Genomic DNA, 18,939 nt, shown 5'->3' with positions numbered 1-18,939 from the left:
CCACTAAAATTTCACCTTTGTTAAGCTATTGGCAACCGGTACCGGGCCTCCTGATGGCGGTTTTTCGGCCGGACAGGTGAGACATGATGCAATCATTGGCAGGACTGGCAAGACGCGCTGGATCCGTGACCGGCGGAGCGATGGTTGCGGCCGCCTTGCTGCTGCCGGCCTGCGCACACGCACAAGCGCAGAACGGCCTGTCCAACCTGTTCGGCGGTATTTTCTCCGGCTCCAGTTCGGCGCCCCAGCAGCCAGCGCCCGGCCCCGGCGGCGCCCTGCCTTGGACCGGCGAGGACGGCGCCTCCGGCCATCCGCTGATGACGGCAGCCGCGATCCGCGAGGCCGCCGGCAATTTCGGCAATTGCGTCGCGGGCATGTGGCCCGATGCCGCACGGCGCGGCATCACCCAGGAGAACTTCCAGCGCTTCACGACCGGGCTGTCACCGGACCTGCGCATCATGGACCTCATGGATTCGCAGCCGGAGTTCACCAAGTCGATCTGGGATTATCTCGACATCCTCGTGAACGACAACCGCCTCGCCAAGGGCCGCGAGGTGCTCGCCAAATACAAAGCGCAGTTCGACGCCACCGAAAAGGCCTATGGTGTCGATCGCTACATCATCGCCTCTATCTGGGGCATCGAGTCCAATTACTCGACGCAGATGGGCGACCGCAGCGTGCTGCAATCGACCGCGACGCTCGCCTGCATCGGCCGCCGCCAGGCCTATTTCAAGGACGAATTCCTCTCGGGCCTGGAGATCCTCAACCGCGGTGATCTCAGGCCTGAACAGATGCGCGGCTCCTGGGCCGGCGCCTTCGGCCCAACCCAGTTCATGCCGACCGCATTCAAGCGCTTTGCCGTGGACGGCGATGGCGACGGACGGCGCGACGTCGTCGACAATCCGACCGACCTGATCGCCTCGACCGCCAACAATTTGAAGAAGGACGGCTGGCAGACCGGCCAGACCTGGGGCTACGAGGTCGTGGTGCCCCAGGGATTCAACTACATGCTGGCCGATCGCGCCAAGGCGATGACGATGGCCCAGTGGGAGAAGCTCGGGCTCAAGTGCCCGGCGGGCCAGCCCTTCCCGCATCCGGCGGAAAAAGCCTATCTGCTGGCGCCGGCGGGCGCGCAGGGACCGGGCTTCCTGATGCTCCAGAACTACCGCGTCATCATGAAGTACAACCCGGCCGAGGCCTATGCGCTGGCGATCGGCCATTTCGCCGACCGCCTGCGCGGGGGGCAGCCCTTCGTGCAGCCTTGGCCGCGGCAGGAACGGGAGCTGTCCCGCACCGAGCGACTGGAACTCCAACAGCTCCTGGCCCAGCGCGGCTTCTACAAGGGCACTCCGGACGGCCAGTTCGGCGGCCAGACCCGAGAAGCCCTGCGCAACTTCCAGGCCTCGATCGGGGTGCCCGCCGACGGATTCGCCTCCTCCGACGCGCTGGAACGGCTGCGCGGCCGGTAAAGTCGCGCCGAAAGTAACCCTGAAGCGGGATTTTGGCCGATCCCCGGTGTATTGCCTCAAGAATCAGCCAGAGAATTTGCCCGTTTGCGGCCCGATTCCGTTATTATGTTGAGCGAATTCCAGACCCCGTTGCGCGCGCCCGAGATCGCATGTCGAAGCCAAAATCCTTTTTCAAGGCACTGACCGAGACCGGCCCGTTGATCGCGCTGGGGACGGCGCTCGCGATATTGGTCACCATCGCAGGACCCGCCTCGGCGCAGTTCTTCAACTTCCCCGGCTTCGGCGGCCCACCGCAGCGCTCGGCCCCGCCGCCGCGGGGCGGCGGACGCGACGGCGGATGGTTCGGCGGCGACTTCTTCGCGCCATTCCAGCAGCAACAGCCGCAGGCGCCGCGCCAGGATTTTTCGCGCGCGCCGGCACCGGCCAAGCGCGACACCATCCCCGACAAGAACGTGCTGGTGATCGGCGACGCCATGGCCGACTGGCTCGCCTACGGCCTGGAAGACGCCTACACCGAGCAGCCCGACATGGGCGTGATCCGCAAGCACAAGACCACGTCCGGCCTGATCAAGTACCAGCCGAAGGGCGAGCCCTCGGATTGGGCGGCCGCAGCGAGGGGCATCCTCGAGACCGAGAAGCCCGAAGTCATCGTCGTGATGCTCGGCCTCAACGACCGCATCTCGATCCGCGAGCCGGTGGCCGAAAAGTCCGACAAGCCTTCCGACAAGGACAAGAAGAACGACAAGGGCGCGCGCGCCAAGCCGCAAGGAAAGCCTGACGCCAAGCCGGCCGATGCCAAGCCCGACACCGCCGGCAAGCCCGACGACAAGCCGGCCGATGCCGACCTGCCGCAGGACGATGCCGACAACGCCGACACGCCTGCGGCCGCGCCCGAAAAGACTGCGCGCAACCCGAACGGCCTCTACGAATTCCGTGACGACCGCTGGGTCGAACTCTACGGCAAGAAGATCGAGGAACTGGCCAACGTCCTCAAGAGCAAGGGCGTCCCGGTGCTCTGGGTCGGCCTGCCCGCCATTCGCGGTCCCAAGGGTACCGCGGACATGCTGTTCCTGGATTCGCTCTACCGCGAAGGCGCGGCCAAGGCCGGCATCACTTATGTCGACGTCTGGGACGGCTTTGTCGACGAAGCCGGCCGCTTCCTACAGAAGGGTCCGGACTTCGAAGGCCAGATCCGTCAGCTCCGCAGCTATGACGGCGTCTATTTCACCAAGCCCGGCGCGCGCAAGCTCGCCCACTATGTCGAGCGCGAGATCACGCGCCTGCTCGCAGGACGCTCCGGCCCAATCGCGCTGCCGAGCGAACCGGCGACGCCCGACACCAGCGCCGAACCCGGCAAGCCGGCGCCGCGGCCGCTGGCGGGCCCGATCGTGCCGCTGGTTGCGGCGTCGATCTCGACCGATCAATTGCTGGGCGGACCGGGCACACGGCCCGCCGCCGTCGATGCGCTTGCGGCGAAGACGCTGGTGAAGGGCGAGCCGTTGGCGGCTCCCGCGGGACGCGCCGACGATTATGCCTGGCCGCGCCGGGAAGTCGGCCGCGAGCAGGCCAAGGGCGATACGCCGATGGCGGCGACGACGCCTGAAGGAAGTCCCGCCGCTCCCGGCACGCCGGGCGCCGCCGCGGCGATCGCGCCGCCGAAGCTCGCACCGAAGAAGCCGGCGGCGTCGCAGCCTGCGCAGTCCCAGCCGTCCATTCGCGATTTCTTTGGCTTCGGCTCTCCGCAGCCCGCTCCAGCGCCGCGTCAGCTAGCGCCGGCGCCAGGGCCGCGCAATCCGGCTCAGAACCCTGCGATCCCCCGACCGCCAGGTAATGTCGGGCGCTCTGCGGAAGTCCTCCGGTAATCGATCTCGTGTCGCGGACGCGTCGCAGCACCTCCTGGCAATGCGACGCAGAGCCGGGACCAAGGCACTTACCGCACTCTTATTTGCCGCACTCACAAAAGAATGGGCCCCGGCTCTGCGCAGCAGCGCTTTAACGCTGCTGCGCATCCGGGGCACCAGAAATGCGGCGTCGGCTACTAGCCTTAGTAGCGCCAGCGCGGCGGCGGGCGGCGGGCTGGTCGCGACATCATCAGCGCGAGCGCGAAGCCGATGCCACCGGCGATCAGCAGCGAGCCAAGCGGATTGTCCTGCACCTTCTGGGCAATCGCCTGCGAACCGTCGCGCAGGGTTTCGGCCGGCTTGTCATAGGCGTCCTTGGCGTAGCTGGCGGCCGTCTCGCCGGCGTCGCGCACGGCGTCCTTGGCCTGGCCGTAGAGATTCTGCACGGTGCCGGCGGCTTCGCGCGCCTTGCCCGATGCCTGTGTCTGCGCATCGCCCGCAAGATCACCGACAGCGCCTTCGGCGCGTCCGGCGAACTCCTTGGCTGATCCGACGATCCTATCCTTGTCCATGCTGCTCCTCCTCGGGGGTCTGCCGAAATAACCGATCAGGAGCGGCGCAGTTCCAATTGGCTTTCTTGTTTGAGCATGATCTTTCCGGAAAACCGCTTCACACTTTTCCGGATCATGCTTTAGAGAATGAGTCCGCCGTCGACGACCAGCGTCTGCCCGATGATGTAGGAGGACAACGGCGAGGCCAGGAACAGCGCCGCGCCCGCCATGTCGGCCGGCGTGCCCAATCGCCGCAGCGGGATGCGCGCCAGCGCGCCTTCGAGCCGCTTGGGATTGTCGGTCGTCACCTTCGTCATCTTGGTGTCGACGAGGCCGGGCGCGATACCGTTGACGCGGATGCCGTCCTCGGCCCAGGCCTCGCCCAGGGTCCGCGTCAATCCGACCGCGCCGGTCTTCGACGCATTGTAGGCGGGATTGCCCATGGTGGAGTGATAGGCCGCAGTCGACGACACCATGATCAGCGCCCCTCTGGAATCCCGCAACATGGAATGGAATCGCGTGGCGCAGGCCATTAGGCTCATCAGATTGACCTCGACGACCTTGCGGAAGCCGGCCATCTCGAACTCGCCGCGGCGGTAGAGCACCGCGCCCTGCGCGAGCACGAGCACATCGAGACGATCGAACGACGGCTTGAAAGCTTCGATCGCGCCGGCATCGCTGACATCGAGCTGCGCGTAAGAAAGACCAGTGAGATCGGAGCCCTCCTCGGGCGAATATTCCGTTGCGTGAGCACGCGTGCCGCAGACCGCGACAGCCGCGCCCCGCGCGCGAAAGGCTTGTGCGATGCCGTTGCCGATGCCGCTGGAGCCGCCGACGACCAGCACCTGCCTGCCCGAAAAATCCAGCTCGTTTGCCATCGCGGCCTCCCCTTTTGTCTTGCTTGTTTGACCTGTCTGCGGATCGATGCCAGCCTCGTCAATCCCAAAACAAAAAACAAGCACGCCGCGAGGAAACAGCATGTCCGACTTCAAGCAGCTCAGCCGGTCCGTGAAGGGGCTGACCGTTCTCATCACCGGCGCGGCCAGCGGCATGGGGCGCGCGACTGCGCGCGTGTTCGCAAGCGAAGGCGCGAACGTCGCCGTGACCGATTATGACGAGCAAGGCGCCCTGTCCGTCGCCAGGGAGATCGCGGCGAGCGGCGGTTCGGCGAAGGCCTGGAAACTCGACGTCGCCGACGGCGGCGAGATCAAGCGTGTCGTCGGCGATGCGGCGTCGCATTTCGGCGGGCTCGACATCGTCGTCAACAATGCCGGCATCTCCGTCCGCGTCGCGATCGACGACGAATCCTACGAGGGCGCCTGGGCCAAGGGCATCGTGGTGATGCTGACGGCGCATCCGCGCATCATCCGCGCGGCGCTGCCGCATCTGCGCAAGTCGACGAGTCCGCGCATCGTCAACATCGCCTCGACGGAAGCGCTCGGAGCCACCGCATTGCACAGCCCCTATTCGGCGGCGAAGGGCGGCGTCGCCAGCCTCACCCGCTCGCTCGCGGTGGAGCTCGGCCGCGAGGGCATCACGGTCAACTGCATCTGCCCGGGGCCGATCCGCACTGCGATCACCGATCGCATCTCGGAAGAGCACAAGACCATCTACGCCAAGCGCCGCACCGCACTCGGCCGCTACGGCGATCCCGAGGAGGTCGCGCATATGACGCTGAGCCTGTGCCTGCCGGCTGCGTCATTCCTCACCGGTGCCGTGATCCCGGTCGACGGCGGCCTGATGGCGCGCAACGCGTGAGAGCCATGCGCGCCGAGCGTTGACATCTGCCGAAGCGGGAGTAGCTTTTTCTTCAAGAGAGCGGGAGCAACCGCTCACGGTTCGCGGGAGAAACGCCATGACGATCGCCATCCGGCAGCTTCAAAAACATTTTGTCGGCGAGGTTTCCGGCCTCGATTTGCGCAAGCCTCTCGCGCCGGATGAGGCCCGCGAGATCGACGCCGCCATGGACAAATACGCGGTGCTCGTCTTCCACGACCAGGACATCACCGACGAGCAGCAGATGGCCTTTGCGCTGAATTTCGGTCAGCGCGAGGACGCGCGCGGCGGCACCGTGACCAAGGCGCAGGACTACCGGCTCCAGACGGGCCTCAACGACGTGTCCAATCTCGGCAAGGACGGCAGGCCGCTGGCGAAAGACAGCCGCACACATCTGTTCAATCTCGGCAACTGCCTGTGGCATTCCGACAGCTCGTTCCGTCCCATCCCGGCAAAATTCTCGCTGCTGTCGGCGCGCGTGGTGAACCCGAAGGGCGGCAACACCGAATTCGCCGACATGCGCGCCGCCTATGACGCGCTCGACGACGAAACCAAGGCGGAGATCGACGATCTCGTCTGCGAGCACTCGCTGATGTATTCGCGGGGATCGCTCGGCTTCACCGAATACACCGACGAGGAAAAGCAGATGTTCAAGCCGGTACTGCAGCGGCTGGTGCGGACGCACCCGGTGCATCGGCGCAAGTCGCTGTATCTGTCATCGCATGCCGGCAAGATCGTCGGCATGAGCGTGCCGGAGGGCCGGCTGCTGCTGCGCGACCTCAACGAGCACGCGACGCAACCGGAATTCGTCTACATCCACAAATGGAAGCTGCATGACCTCGTGATGTGGGACAACCGCCAGACCATGCACCGCGTCCGCCGCTACGACCAGTCCCAACCCCGCGACATGCGCCGCGCGACGGTGGCGGGGACGGAGCCGACCGTGCAGCAGCAGGCGGCGGAGTAGGAGGAACACTCAGTCCGTCGTCCCGGACAAGCGTAGCGAAGCGGAGCGCAGATCCGGGACCCATAACCACAGGGAGTGGTTTGGCGAAGACTCGGAGTTACCCGTCAGCGCAACAACTTCTTCCTGTGGTTATGGGTCCCCGCGTTCGCGGGGACGACAGTGGAGAGTATTGCGACAGCTACTGCACCAGCCTACGCGTGCCCGGCCTCGTTCGAGAGCATGCCGGGGTCGATGCCGATCTTGCGAAGCGCACGGCCGTACTTCTCGTCGACATCGTCGCCGAAGATCAGATCAGCATCCGCATCGCAATGCAGCCAGCCGTTGCTCTGAATCTCGGTCTCGAGCTGGCCCGGCGCCCAACCGGCATAGCCGAGCGCGAGGATGGCATGCTTGGGGCCGGAGCCGTTGGCGATCGCGCGCAGGATATCCACGGTCGCGGTGAGGCAGACGCCGTCGTCGATCCGGAGCGTCGCGTTCTCGATGTAGAAATCGCTGGAATGCAGCACGAAGCCGCGCCCGGTGTCGACCGGGCCACCGCGGAGTACCTTCATACTTTCGGCATTCTCGGGCAGCCTGATGTGCTCGCCCTTCTTGACGATGCCGAGCTGCTGCAGGAGCTCGGGGAAGTCGATGCTGCCGGCGGGATGGTTGACGATGATGCCCATCGCGCCCTCGGCGGAATGGGCGCAGAGATAGATTACCGAGCGTTCAAAGCGCTCGTCGCCCATCACGGGCATCGCGATCAGGAGACGGCCGTCGAGGTAATCGGCCGAACTGGGCGGCGCGAGACTCGCGCCGCGGGTGCTTTCGCCCGTTCTCTTGCCTGTGGGAGCCATCGGTGAAGCACTCCGGTTTCAATTCCTATCCTGATGTCGGGCCGGCCCGCTGTCAAATCAAGGCTTGCAGAGACATGAATCAGGTGCATTCATCACAAGCATTTCAATGGTTTGCCCGGTGGCGACCCTGTAAAGACGTGCCATGCTGACAAGAGTTCCCAGACGTGCGGCAATCGGCGTCGCGACAATCTTGCTCGCGTCGTCACTGGCGCTTGCGGCCCGCGCCGACGACGCTTCGCCGTGGCAACGCGACGGACATTCCGCGGTGCGGTTGCTCGCGGGGTCGCGCAGCGGCGCGGTCCTGCTCGGCGGGATCGCCTTCCAGATCCAGCCCGGGTGGAAAACCTATTGGCGAACACCCGGCGATTCCGGCGTTCCGCCGCGGTTCGACTTCTCGAAGTCGGACAATGTCGAGGCGGTGACGATCATGTGGCCGGCGCCGCAGAAATTCGACGACGGCGCGGGTGGCCATTCGATCGGCTATCACGACCAGGTCGTGCTGCCCTTGCGCATCGTGGCCAAGGCCGCCGACAAGCCGGTGACGCTGCGCGCCGAGATTAACTACGCGGTCTGCGAAAAGCTCTGCATTCCCGTCGAAGCCAATGCCGAGCTCGGCTTCAACAGCGTCGCCTCGACCGAGGACGCGAACTTGCGCGCGGCACTGGATACGGTGCCGAAGCCGGCCACGATCGGTGATCCCAACCCGCTCACCATCCGCGACGTCAAGCGCGACGGGCCCAAGAACGTGGTGGTCGATGTGGTTGCGCCAGAGAACAGCAAGGTCAATCTGTACGTGGAAGGACCGACGCCCGAGTGGTCGCTGCCGATTCCTGATCCAGTCGAGCGCGGTCCGCCAGGGGTGAAGCGATTCTCCTTCGAACTCGATGGGCTGCCCCCGGGCGCCAAGCCCGAGGGCGCAGCATTGAAGTTCACACTGGTCGGGCCGGAGAAGTCGTACGAGTTCAATACGAGTTTGGATTGAGTTCGAGCTGTCCTCCCGAGGCGCGCGCAGCGCGAGCCCGGGACCCATAGCCACAGGAAGTGGTTTGGCGAAGACTTGGAGTGGCCAGCTCGCGCTACGACTTCTCCCTGTGGTTATGGGTCCCCGCGTTCGCGGGGACGACAGCGGAGGGTGAGGCGGCACCGCATTCACCCAACCGAATCTTAACGAATCGTTGCTAGTTCGGACTCTGCCGCAATACGCGGAACGCCCGGGGGTCGTTCGAATTGGCCGTGATGGATGCAGAACCCGCTACGACCGGACCGGCCGGGCTGATCGCGCGGCTGCGCGCCAGGTTGGCGGGTGGCTCGAGCGAGGCGTCGCTGACGCGGCGGCTGGCTGGCACCATCTTCATCATCCGCGTGATCAGCGCGGGCCTTGCCTATATCTCGCAGGTGCTGCTGGCGCGCTGGATGGGCACGTCCGACTACGGCATCTATGTCTATGTCTGGACCTGGGTGCTCCTGCTCGGCAGCATGCTGGATTTCGGCATCTCGGCGTCCGCGCAGAAAATCATTCCGGAGTACCGCACCAGCGCCGAGCATGCGCTTCTGCGCGGCTTCCTCTCCGGCAGCCGCTGGCTCACCTTTACCGCCTCCGCGCTGGTGTCGCTCGGGCTTGCCGGCATCGTCAGGCTGGCATCGCCATGGCTCGATCCGGCCGAGGTGCTGCCGCTCTATATCGGCTGCATGACGCTGCCGGCCTTCGTCGTCGCCAACACCCAGGACGGCATCGCGCGCTCGCATGACTGGATGCAACTCGGATTGATGCCGCAATTCATCATCCGTCAGGCGCTGATCATCGGCATCACAGCCTGCGCCTTCCTGCTCGGCTACCACATTGGCGCGATCGCCGCGATGGTTGCCAGCGCCGGCGCGGTCTGGATCGCGATGACCGGGCAGATGGCGGTGCTGAACCGGAAGCTGGCCGATCACATCGAGCCCGGCCCCAAGGCCTACGATGTCGGCGGCTGGCTCGCCGTGTCGCTGCCGATCCTGCTGGTGGAGAGCTTCTACCTGCTGCTGTCCTACACCGACGTGCTGGTGCTCCAGCAATTCCGTCCCTCCGACGAGGTCGGCGTCTACTTCGCGGTGGTGAAGACGCTGGCGCTGGTCTCGTTCATCCATTACGCGATGTCGGCGACGACCGCACATCGCTTCGCCGAATACAACGCGAGCGGCGACAAGGCGCGCCTGTCGGCCTATGTCACGCACGCCATCAACTGGACGTTCTGGCCCTCGCTGGCAGCGACCATCGTGCTGCTCGCGTTCGGCAAGCCGCTGCTCTGGCTGTTCGGGCCGCAATTCACGGTCGGCTACGACATCATGTTCGTCGCCGCGATCGGCCTCGTGGTGCGCTCCGCGATCGGCCCCGTTGAGCGCCTGCTCAACATGCTCGGCCAGCAGAAGATCTGCGCGCTGGCCTACGCGCTGGCCTTCGTGATGAACGTCGTGCTCTGCATCGCGCTGGTGCCACGCTATGGCGGCCACGGCGCCGCGGCCGCGACCTCGATCTCGCTCAGCTTCGAGACGGTCCTGCTATTCTGGATCGTGCGGCGGCGGCTCGGCCTGCACGTGCTGGCGTTTGGCAAGAGCACGAATTGAAACGCGTCAGCCGTTCTGCAACGCGACGGCTCCGGCATCCCCGACCAGCAGCGCATCGAGCATCTTGCGGCCCGAATTATCCGCCTGCATCAGCGGGTCGGACTTGAACATCGCCTTGAGGAAACTCGAGACAGCGCGGATGCGCGGCACGAACTGCAGATCGCCGTGAACGTTGATCCAGACGTCCCGCGTCGTCGACATCTTTTCGTGCAACACTGGCACCAGATCGCTGCGGCCGGTCACCGCGAAACTCGGCAAGAGCACGAGGCCGATGCCACCGGCCGCGGCGTTCATCTGCGCGATCATGCTGTTGGAGTGGAAGCTCACCGGGGGATTGCGGATGATGTCGTCGAGCCAACGCACCGAATCCAGCTGGATCAGATCGTCGATATAGGTGACGAAGCTGTGCCGGGCGAGATCCGCCGGCCGTTCGGGCACGCCTTCGCGCGCGAGATAATCCTGTGAGCCGTACAGGCCAAGCTGAAAGCTGCCGAGCCGCTCGGACACCATGCCCTGCCCCGGCGGGCGAAAGAAGCTGAGGAACAGGTCGGCCTCGCGCCGGTTCACCGAGACCGCCTGCGGCGATGTCAGCAGCTCGACGGTCAGATCGGGATAGCGCTGCCGCAGCGGCGCGAAGCGAAACGCCAGATAGAGCGAGGCGATGCCTTCCATCGTGGCGAGCCGGACCCGGCCCGCCATCCGGCTGCCGCCGCGCTGCACGTCCTGATGCATCGCGATGACGGCGCTCTCGATCCGCTCGGCGTGACAGAGCAGACGCTCGCCGGCTTCGTTGATACGCAAACCCTGAGGCGAGCGTTCGAACAACGTCGCACCGAGCGTGCATTCCAGATGCGCGATCCGGCGACTGATGGTGGATTGGTCGACCCGCAGCCGTTTGGCCGCGCTGGCGAGGCTTCCGCCGCGCGCCACGTGAAGGAAGATCTTGAGATCGTCCCAGTCGAGCGAATTGAACTCCTGCATACCGCTCCAGACAGCAAGCGCTATGCCAGCGCGGCTCGGTGGGACGGATTGTCGCCCTCTGCAAGCCGTCTTGCAGGATTCTCTGTATCGGGGTGTCCGGAGCACCATTAGCCTGTCCTGAACAAGGACAAAGCCATGCTTCCCCGCTTCAAGGCCGCCGCGGTGCATGCCGCGCCGGTGTTTCTCGACCGCTCAGCGACCACAAAAAAGGCAATCTCGCTCATCCGGGAGGCAGCCGCCGCCGGCGCGGAAATCGTGGCCTTCTCCGAGACCTTCATTCCCGCCTTCCCGGTGTGGGCCGCGCTGTGGGCTCCGATCGACAACCACGATCTGTTCGTGCGCATGGCGGACCAATCGGTGCTGGTCGACGGCCCCGAGATCAAGGCGATCCGGGATGAAGCGCGTTCGCTCGGCATCGTGATCTCGATCGGCATCAGCGAGAAGTCGCCGGCAAGCGTCGGTGCCATCTGGAATACCAACCTGCTGATCGGCGAGGACGGCGAGATCCTCAACCACCACCGCAAGCTGGTGCCGACCTTCTACGAGAAGCTGATCTGGGCCAGCGGAGACGGTGCGGGCCTGCGCGTGGTCGACACCCGGCTCGGCAAGATCGGGCAGCTGATCTGCGGCGAGAACACCAACCCGTTGGCACGCTATTCGCTGATGGCGCAGGGTGAGCAGTTACACATATCGAGCTGGCCGCCGGTCTGGCCGACCCGCCGGCCGGCAGGCGGCGGCAACTACCATATCGCCGCAGCGACCCGGATCCGGGCGAGCGCGCATTGCTTCGAAGCAAAAGTGTTCGGCCTCGTCACAGCGGGCGTGCTGGACAAGGCTGCGCGCGACATGCTGGTGGCGCGCGACGCCTCCGCCGCCGCCGTGCTCGATGCGACACCGCGCGCGGAAACGTTCTTTCTCGATCCGACCGGCGAACAGATCGGCGAAGCGCTGCGCGACGAGGAAGGCATCCTCTACGCCGAGATCGATCTCAACCGCTGCGTCGAGCCCAAGCAATTTCACGACGTGGTCGGCTATTACAACCGGTTCGACATTTTCGACCTCAGCGTCAACCGCCGCCGGCTCAATCCCGTGTCCTTCACCGGAGAAGCGACGACGCCGGACACAGCCAGCGATCACATCGATGCCGGGTCGTGAGCCCGGCTGGTATCCAACCGCAATCCACCTGCCGATTAGGCGGTGATGAAACATGGAAGGTGAGTCATGAAGCTTGACCGTCGTCAGATTCTGCTCGGAAGCGCCGGTGCCGCTGCCGGTCTCGTGCTTCCAGGTGGCGCCGCCTGGGCGCAGACGCCGGCCAGCATCGGCACCTTCCCGGACGGCGTCACCGCGGACTCCGTTTTCGTCGGACTGACCATTCCGCTCACCGGCGTGTTCTCCGGCGACGGCGGCGATCTCAAGCTTGGCTACGAGCTTGCCATCTCGGAGATCAACGCGGGAGGCGACGCCGCGAAAAAGTGGGGATTGCAGGCCAAGGGCGTGCTCGGCCGCCAGATCCGCTACAAGGTGTCGGACACCGAGGGAAAGCCCAATCTCGACGTGCAGAGTGCCACGCAGTTCATCCAGCGCGACAAGGCGATCATGCTGGCAGGCTCGGTGTCGAGCGCCAGCGCGATCGCGCTGGAAGAACTCGGCTCGCGCGAAAAGGTGCTCTACATGGTGGGCATCGCCGGCTCCAACGACATCACCGGCAAGAACTGCCAGCGTTACGGCTTCCGCTCGCAGCAGAACGCCTATATGGCCGCGAAGGCGCTCGCGCCCGTCGTCGCCAAGGCGCTCGGCAAGAACATGAAGACCGCCTTCCTGGTGCCCGATTACACCTACGGCCACACCGTCTATGACAGCTTCGCGAAGTTCTCGAAGGAACAGGGCTGGCAGCAGGTCGCCAAGGAAGTGGTTCCGCTCGGCACGACAGACTACTCCTCCGCGCTGCTCAACATCGCCAACAGCGGCGCCGATGTGTTCGTCAACATCGCCTTCGGTGCCGACGCCGTCGCCTCGACCAAGCAGGCCGAGCAGTTCGGCGTGCTCAAGAAGATGAAGCTGGTCGTGCCGAACCTGTCCTCGTTCCAGGACAAGGAGCTCGGCGCCGAGATCATGCAGGGCGTCTATGGCAGCTGCGACTTCTGGTGGACCCTGTCGGACCGCTATCCGCTCGCGAAGGGTTTCGTCGACGCCTTCGTCGCCAAGAACAAATATCACCCGCGCTGGGGCGCCCATATCGGCTACATGCAGACCTATCTCTGGGCGATGACGGTCGAACGGGTCAAGAGCTTCAATCCGGTCGAGGTCATCAAGGCGATGGAGGCCTCGAAGGAACAGCCCTACGAGACCACCATCGGCAAGGTCTATTTCCGCGCCGAGGACCACCAGATGGTGCGCCCGATCCCGATCCTGCGCGGCAAGGCACCGGCGGAGATGAAGGGGCCCGAAGATTATTACGAGATCGTCGACGTCGCCGAAGGCGAAAGCGTGATGAATCCGCCGGACCTGTTCGGCTGCAAGCTCGGCCCCTATACCTGAGGAGCCCGAATGCCAAGCTGGCCCGCCCTCGCCTCGCAGGCCTTCAATGGCCTCGCCCTCGGTTCACTGCTGGCGCTCGTCAGCAGCGGCCTGACCATCATCCTGGGCACGCTCGGTGTCCTGAACTTTGCCCACGGCGCATTGTTCGCCGTGGGCGCCTATGCCGCCTTCGTCATGCTGCAATACACCCAGTCGTTCCTGCTCGCGATCGCGGTCGGCTGCGGCTTCATGCTGGTGCTTGGCTTCCTGCTCGAGCGCCTGATCATCCGATTCTTCTACGGCCGGCCGCATGAAGACCAGATCCTCGTCACCTACGGCATCGGGATCGTGCTCGTGGAGTGCGTGCGCGCCGTCTTTGGCGGCAACGCGCAGCGCGTGCCGACGCCGTCATGGGGACAGGGCGCCACCCAGCTCGGCTTCCTGATCTATCCGACCTACCGCCTCCAGCTCATCGCCATCATCGCAACGCTGCTGGTCGGCCTCTATCTGGTGCTCTACCGCACGTCGATGGGTCTCGTGGTCCGCGCCGGAATCGAGAACCCCGGCATGGTCGGCATCCTCGGCATCAATCTGCGGCGCACCTTCCTGCTGGTGTTCGCGATCGGCGTCGTCGCGGTTGGCCTCGCCGGAATGCTGTATGCGCCGGTCGTGGCGGTGACGCCGGACATGGGCGGCGCGAACTTCATGGCGCAGTCCTTCGTCGTGATCGTGCTCGGCGGCCTCGGCTCGTTCCCAGGTGCGGTGGTCGGCGGCCTGATCGCCGGCGAGATCGTCAGCCTCACCAGCGCATTCAACTCCTCCTATTCGGAGGTGATGCTCTACGCGCTGATGGCATTGCTGCTGGTGCTGCGCCCGCAGGGCTTGTTCGGCTCGGAAGGACGGGTATGAGCATCGCACGATCGGGCGGGCTGCGGAGCCACACTCCGGAGCTCGCGATTCTCGTCATGCTGATCGCGGCGCCCGTCGTGCTGCCGCATCTCGGCTTTTCGATCGACCTGCTGACGCGGGTGCTGAACTGGGGCCTGATCGGGCTCGGCTTCGACATCCTGTTCGGGCTCGCCGGCCTGCTGTCGTTTGGTCAGGCCGCGTTCTACGGCGTCGGCGGCTTCGTCACCGCGTATCTGCTGGTTTCCGGGACGCTGACGAGCGTCTGGCTGGCGCTCGCCGCCGGCACGATTTCCGCCGGCGCGTTCGGGCTTGTCGTCGGCTGGCTCGCGGTACGCCGCATCGGCATCTACTTCACGATGATCACGCTGGCGTTCGGCCAGATGGCCTATTTCATCGAGAACTCGCCGCTGTCGCACTACACCGGCGGCGAGAACGGCATTCCCGGGGTGCCGGTGCCCGTGCTCGGCTTCGGCGAACATGCCATCCGCATCGGCGCAGGCTTGCCGATGTACGTGCTGTTCGCAGCGACCTTCTTCGGTGCCTACGTGCTGGCGCGCCGCATCGTCCGCTCTCCCGTCGGCGCGATCCTGCTCGCGATCAAGGAGAACACCGCGCGCGTCGCGATGCTCGGCCATAATGTGCCGGCCTACAAGCTTACAGCCTTCGTCATCGCCGCGCTCTATGCGGGACTGGCCGGCGGCCTGCTCGGCTCGTTCCAGAGCTACATGCCGCCCGACGCGTTCTCGCTGGAGACGTCCGGCCAGCTCGTGGTTCAAACCATCGTCGGCGGCGCCAACACCCTGGTTGGGCCGCTGGTCGGCGCGGCCGTCTGGCTTTGGCTGCGTGACAATCTCCAGCTCATTCCCGGTCTCTCGACGCTCTGGAAACTGGTGCTCGGCATCGCCTTCATCGTGCTGGTCGTGGGCCTCCGCCGCGGCATCTGCGGCGAGATCATCCATTGGTGGACCGAGCGCCGGACACTTTCCGCGCGCCAGGCCGCGGAGGCCGTGACCGAGACCATCGAGGCCGGCGGCGCGGTGAAACCTGCATTGAGCAGGGAGCGCGACGCCACCCTGCCATTGCCCTCACCCGCCACCGGCGACAGCGACATTGCGCTGGAGGCCTGCGCGCTGGCGCGGCACTATGGCGGCCTGAAAGCCGTCGACGGCGTTTCGTTCAAGGTTCGCTGCGGCTCCATTCACGCGGTGATCGGTCCGAACGGCGCCGGCAAGAGCACGCTGTTCAAGATGCTGCTGGACGAGGTCAGCCCGACCTCGGGTCATGTGCTGTTGTTCGGATCGCAAGTCACCGGCCACGGCGTCAGCCGGACCGCGCAGTTCGGCATCGCCAAATCCAACCAGTTGAACCAGCTCTTCCCGAATCTCTCGGTGCGAAAGAATTTGCGCATCGCCGCCCTGGCGCGCCGCCGCGGACCGCTGCGGATCGACCTGCTGCGCACCGCCGACAGCCTGCCCGAGGTGGAGGCGCAGATCGACGCGATCATGGCGTTGCTCGACCTTGCCGTACGCGCCGACACGCCGGCCCACATCCTCGCCTATGGCGAGAAGCGGCGGCTCGAGATCGGCATGGCGCTGGCGACGAGCCCAAAGGTGCTGTTGCTCGACGAGCCCCTCGCCGGCATGAGCCCGTCGGAGCGCGCCGCGACCTGCGCACTGATCCGCGACATCGCCCAGACCTGCACCATCGTCATCGTCGAGCACGATCTCGACGCGATCTTCGGCCTCGCCGAGCGTATCACCGTGCTCTACGAAGGCCGCCTGCTCGCCGACGGCACCGCGGACGAGATCCGCGGCAATCAGCAGGTTCAGGACGCTTACCTCGGAGGGCTTCACGCGCATGAGCCTGCTTGAAGTCGACCGCATCAACACGCTGTACGGCGATTCCCACGTCCTGTTCGACCTCTCGATCCGGGTCGAGGAAGGCGAGGTCGTGGCGCTGCTGGGTCGCAACGGCGCCGGCAAGACCACGACGCTGCGCTCGATCATGGGCGTGCTGGCCCCAAAGAGTGGCGAGATCCGGCTCGACGGCAAGCCGATCAGCGGTCTCGCTCCCTCTGCCATCGCCAACATGGGTGTGCAGCTCGTTCCTGAGGAGCGCGCGATCTTCGGCGGACTGACGGTGGAGGAGAACCTGCGCATCGCCGCGCTGACCGCGCCGAACGCCTGGTCGTTCGAGCGCATCTACGGCGTATTTCCCCGACTGAAGGAACGACGCAAGTCTCTGGGTCGCACGCTGTCTGGCGGCGAGCAGCAGATGCTCTCGATCGCCCGCGCGCTGATCCGCGACGCCCGCATCATCCTGCTCGACGAGCCGTTCGAGGGACTGGCGCCGCTGATCGTGCGCGATCTCGTCAACGTCGCCGCCAGTCTCGCCCGCGAGGGGCGCACCATGATCGTGGTCGAGCAGAACGTCGCCGCGGCGCTGAGCTTTGCCACCCGCGTCTATGGCCTCAACAACGGCCATGTGGTGTTCGAGGGTACCTCCGCCGAACTCACCGCCAATCCGGACCTGGCGCGGGATTTCCTCGGCGTCGGAGCCTGAGCGCCACAAACGATCATTTCCAAAAATGGCGCTGATTTGGGTGAAATGACTGCCGGGCGCCGCCCTGCAACAGGATTTTTCTTATTCGATCCAGGCGATTGCGCTGCGGGAGAGGTTTATTCTACGTCGTGTTGCCCAACCGACGAGATCAACCTAAGATTCCGCAAGATGATCGATCCGCTTTACGTCGCCTCGGGGTTTGGCGTCGGCCTGCTTGTCGGGATGACCGGCGTGGGTGGCGGCTCATTGATGACGCCACTCCTGATCCTTTTGTTCGGCATCCACCCCGCCACCGCTGTCGGAACCGACCTGCTCTACGCCGCCGCGACCAAGACCGGCGGCAGCGTCGTGCATGGCTGGTCGCGCAGCGTGCACTGGCCGGCGGTGCTGCGGCTGGCCTGCGGCAGCATTCCGGCGAGCGGGCTGACCCTGCTCGTGTTGTGGAAGCTCGACCTCAGGGGCGATTCCGAGCGCAACCTCGTCAACATCGTGCTGTGTTTTGCGCTGCTCCTGACCGCCACCTCGCTGATCTTCCGCAAGTCGATCATGGAGCGTTACCGGAAACGCCTCGAGCGGGTCGACGAGCGCACCACCTCGATTGCGACCGTCATCACCGGCATCGTGCTCGGCGTGCTGGTCTCGATTTCATCGGTCGGCGCCGGCGCGGTCGGCGTCACCGTGCTGCTGTTGCTCTACCCGCGACTGCCGATGGCGACCATCGTCGGCTCCGATATCGCGCACGCGGTGCCGCTGACGCTGGTGGCGGGCGTCGGACACTGGGCGCTTGGCGACGTCGATTGGGCCCTGATGGGCGTGCTGCTGCTGGGCTCGCTGCCCGGCATCATCGTCGGCAGCTTCAGCGCGACGCGCGTACCGGAGCCGGTGCTGCGCCTCGTTCTCGCCAGCGTGCTGTTCGTGGTCGCCGGCAAGATCATGTTCGCGGAGCTGAACCTGTCGTCGGCGATCGTGACGGCGCTGGCGTGGAGCCATTGAACGAAGAATGGCGCTCTTCTACTCGCTGTCATCGCGCGGCTTGACCGGGCGATCCAGTACTCCGAGGCGGTCGTGATTGGACCGAAATGCCGCGGCGTACTGGATGCCCCGCCTGCGCGGGGCATGACCGAGAGCAATCTGTTACTCCGCCGTCCAGCCGCCGTCGATCGAGAGGTTGCTGCCGGTGATCTGCGCGGCATCGTCGCCGCACAGGAACAGCGCGAGGGCCGCGACCTGCTCGGAGGTGACGAATTCCTTGGTCGGCTGGGCGTCGAGCAGCACGTCGTTGATGACCTGCTCGCGCGTCAGATTGCGCGCCTTCATCGTATCGGGGATCTGCTTCTCGACCAGCGGCGTCCAGACGTAGCCGGGGCTGATGCAGTTACAGGTGATCTTGCTGGTCGCGACTTCCAGCGCGACGGTCTTGGTCAGGCCGGCGATGCCGTGCTTGGCCGATACGTAGGCCGACTTGAAGGGCGAGGCCACCAGCGAGTGCGCCGACGCCGTGTTGATGATGCGGCCCCAGCCCTTCTTCTTCATGCCAGGGACAGCCGCGCGAATGGCGTGGAAGGCCGAGGACAGGTTGATCGCGATGATCTGGTCCCACTTCTCGATCGGGAATTCCTCGATCGGCGAGACGAACTGGATGCCGGCATTGTTGACGAGAATGTCGACCGAACCGAAGCTTTTCTCGCCCAGTGCGATCATCTCGGCGATCTCCGCCGGCTTGGTCATGTCGGCGGGCGAGTAGACCGCCTTGACGCTGAAATCGGACTCGATCTTCGCGCGCTCCTTCTCGATGTCCTCCGGCGAGCCGAAGCCGTTGATGACGACATTGGCGCCGGCGCCGGCGAAGGCGCGCGCATAAGCAAGCCCGATGCCGCTGGTCGATCCGGTCACGACGGCGTTCTTGCCTGACAGACTACCCAT

The 18,939-nt window shown here is 65.3% G+C and carries 17 protein-coding genes; 12 read left to right on the top strand and 5 right to left on the bottom strand.

The window, feature by feature from the left end; genetic code table 11:
• Nucleotides 1-86 precede the first annotated feature (86 nt).
• On the top strand, nucleotides 87-1,469 hold the full coding sequence (locus tag FNV92_RS05190) for a lytic murein transglycosylase (RefSeq protein ID WP_416377771.1): 1,383 nt from the start codon (nucleotides 87-89) through the stop codon (nucleotides 1,467-1,469).
• Between the two features lie 149 nt (nucleotides 1,470-1,618).
• Entirely contained in the window at nucleotides 1,619-3,331 is a 1,713-nt protein-coding gene (locus tag FNV92_RS05185; RefSeq protein WP_143841835.1) for an SGNH/GDSL hydrolase family protein, read from the top strand.
• 182 nt (nucleotides 3,332-3,513) lie between these two features.
• On the opposite strand, the gene FNV92_RS05180 is transcribed toward FNV92_RS05185, so the two are convergent.
• Both FNV92_RS05180 and FNV92_RS05175 read right to left on the bottom strand, forming a co-directional pair.
• Nucleotides 3,514-3,882: a CsbD family protein gene (locus FNV92_RS05180; protein ID WP_041748042.1), complete on the bottom strand. Its 369-nt coding sequence runs from the start codon at nucleotides 3,880-3,882 to the stop codon at nucleotides 3,514-3,516.
• Between the two features lie 119 nt (nucleotides 3,883-4,001).
• Nucleotides 4,002-4,739 (bottom strand): SDR family NAD(P)-dependent oxidoreductase, encoded by a 738-nt coding sequence (locus tag FNV92_RS05175; RefSeq protein WP_014439686.1) that lies wholly within the window; start codon nucleotides 4,737-4,739, stop codon nucleotides 4,002-4,004.
• A gap of 100 nt (nucleotides 4,740-4,839) precedes the next feature.
• Here FNV92_RS05175 and FNV92_RS05170 point away from each other — a divergent pair, with 100 nt between their 5' ends.
• Together FNV92_RS05170 and FNV92_RS05165 are read left to right on the top strand one after the other, a co-directional pair.
• A complete protein-coding gene (locus tag FNV92_RS05170; protein WP_168213343.1) occupies nucleotides 4,840-5,619 on the top strand; it encodes an SDR family NAD(P)-dependent oxidoreductase in 780 nt (259 codons plus the stop codon).
• Between the two features lie 97 nt (nucleotides 5,620-5,716).
• Entirely contained in the window at nucleotides 5,717-6,604 is an 888-nt protein-coding gene (locus tag FNV92_RS05165) for a TauD/TfdA dioxygenase family protein (protein WP_143841836.1), read from the top strand.
• A 191-nt stretch (nucleotides 6,605-6,795) separates the two neighbouring features.
• On the opposite strand, the gene FNV92_RS05160 is transcribed toward FNV92_RS05165, so the two are convergent.
• Nucleotides 6,796-7,440, bottom strand: a complete 645-nt coding sequence (locus FNV92_RS05160; protein ID WP_014439683.1) for a YqgE/AlgH family protein — start codon at nucleotides 7,438-7,440, stop codon at nucleotides 6,796-6,798.
• 142 nt (nucleotides 7,441-7,582) lie between these two features.
• On the opposite strand from FNV92_RS05160, the gene FNV92_RS05155 reads away from it, so the two are divergent.
• Entirely contained in the window at nucleotides 7,583-8,422 is an 840-nt protein-coding gene (locus tag FNV92_RS05155; protein WP_143841837.1) for a protein-disulfide reductase DsbD domain-containing protein, read from the top strand.
• 245 nt (nucleotides 8,423-8,667) lie between these two features.
• Nucleotides 8,668-10,044 (top strand): flippase, encoded by a 1,377-nt coding sequence (locus FNV92_RS05150; protein WP_416377744.1) that lies wholly within the window; start codon nucleotides 8,668-8,670, stop codon nucleotides 10,042-10,044.
• A 6-nt stretch (nucleotides 10,045-10,050) separates the two neighbouring features.
• Here FNV92_RS05150 and FNV92_RS05145 read toward each other — a convergent pair whose 3' ends face one another.
• Complete coding sequence (locus tag FNV92_RS05145; RefSeq protein ID WP_143841839.1) at nucleotides 10,051-11,025, bottom strand: LysR family transcriptional regulator; 975 nt, start codon at nucleotides 11,023-11,025, stop codon at nucleotides 10,051-10,053.
• A gap of 135 nt (nucleotides 11,026-11,160) precedes the next feature.
• Here FNV92_RS05145 and FNV92_RS05140 point away from each other — a divergent pair, with 135 nt between their 5' ends.
• The 6 genes from FNV92_RS05140 to FNV92_RS05115 all read left to right on the top strand — a co-directional run bounded on the left by FNV92_RS05140 (nucleotide 11,161) and on the right by FNV92_RS05115 (nucleotide 18,009).
• A complete protein-coding gene (locus FNV92_RS05140) occupies nucleotides 11,161-12,180 on the top strand; it encodes a carbon-nitrogen hydrolase family protein (RefSeq protein WP_143841840.1) in 1,020 nt (339 codons plus the stop codon).
• A gap of 66 nt (nucleotides 12,181-12,246) precedes the next feature.
• Nucleotides 12,247-13,566 (top strand): substrate-binding protein, encoded by a 1,320-nt coding sequence (locus FNV92_RS05135; protein ID WP_143841841.1) that lies wholly within the window; start codon nucleotides 12,247-12,249, stop codon nucleotides 13,564-13,566.
• A 9-nt stretch (nucleotides 13,567-13,575) separates the two neighbouring features.
• The gene (locus FNV92_RS05130) at nucleotides 13,576-14,454 is read left to right on the top strand and encodes a branched-chain amino acid ABC transporter permease (RefSeq protein ID WP_143841842.1); all 879 of its coding nucleotides are present in this window, start codon (nucleotides 13,576-13,578) and stop codon (nucleotides 14,452-14,454) included.
• Nucleotides 14,451-16,325, top strand: coding sequence for a branched-chain amino acid ABC transporter ATP-binding protein/permease (locus FNV92_RS05125; protein ID WP_143841843.1), 1,875 nt, complete (start codon nucleotides 14,451-14,453; stop codon nucleotides 16,323-16,325). The genes FNV92_RS05130 and FNV92_RS05125 overlap by 4 nt, the downstream gene beginning before the upstream one ends.
• Nucleotides 16,312-17,016, top strand: a complete 705-nt coding sequence (locus FNV92_RS05120; RefSeq protein ID WP_143841844.1) for an ABC transporter ATP-binding protein — start codon at nucleotides 16,312-16,314, stop codon at nucleotides 17,014-17,016. Before FNV92_RS05125 ends, FNV92_RS05120 begins: the two co-directional genes overlap by 14 nt.
• 168 nt (nucleotides 17,017-17,184) lie before the next feature.
• Nucleotides 17,185-18,009: a sulfite exporter TauE/SafE family protein gene (locus FNV92_RS05115; RefSeq protein ID WP_143841845.1), complete on the top strand. Its 825-nt coding sequence runs from the start codon at nucleotides 17,185-17,187 to the stop codon at nucleotides 18,007-18,009.
• A 141-nt stretch (nucleotides 18,010-18,150) separates the two neighbouring features.
• Here the strand turns inward: FNV92_RS05115 and FNV92_RS05110 are convergent, their stop codons facing one another.
• The gene (locus FNV92_RS05110; protein WP_143841846.1) at nucleotides 18,151-18,939 is read right to left on the bottom strand and encodes a 3-hydroxybutyrate dehydrogenase; all 789 of its coding nucleotides are present in this window, start codon (nucleotides 18,937-18,939) and stop codon (nucleotides 18,151-18,153) included.

Source organism: Bradyrhizobium cosmicum, assembly GCF_007290395.2.
Taxonomy (GTDB): Bacteria; Pseudomonadota; Alphaproteobacteria; order Rhizobiales; family Xanthobacteraceae; genus Bradyrhizobium; species Bradyrhizobium cosmicum.
Note: the sequence above shows the minus strand (reverse complement) of the source record. Positions and strands in the feature narration are given on the sequence as shown.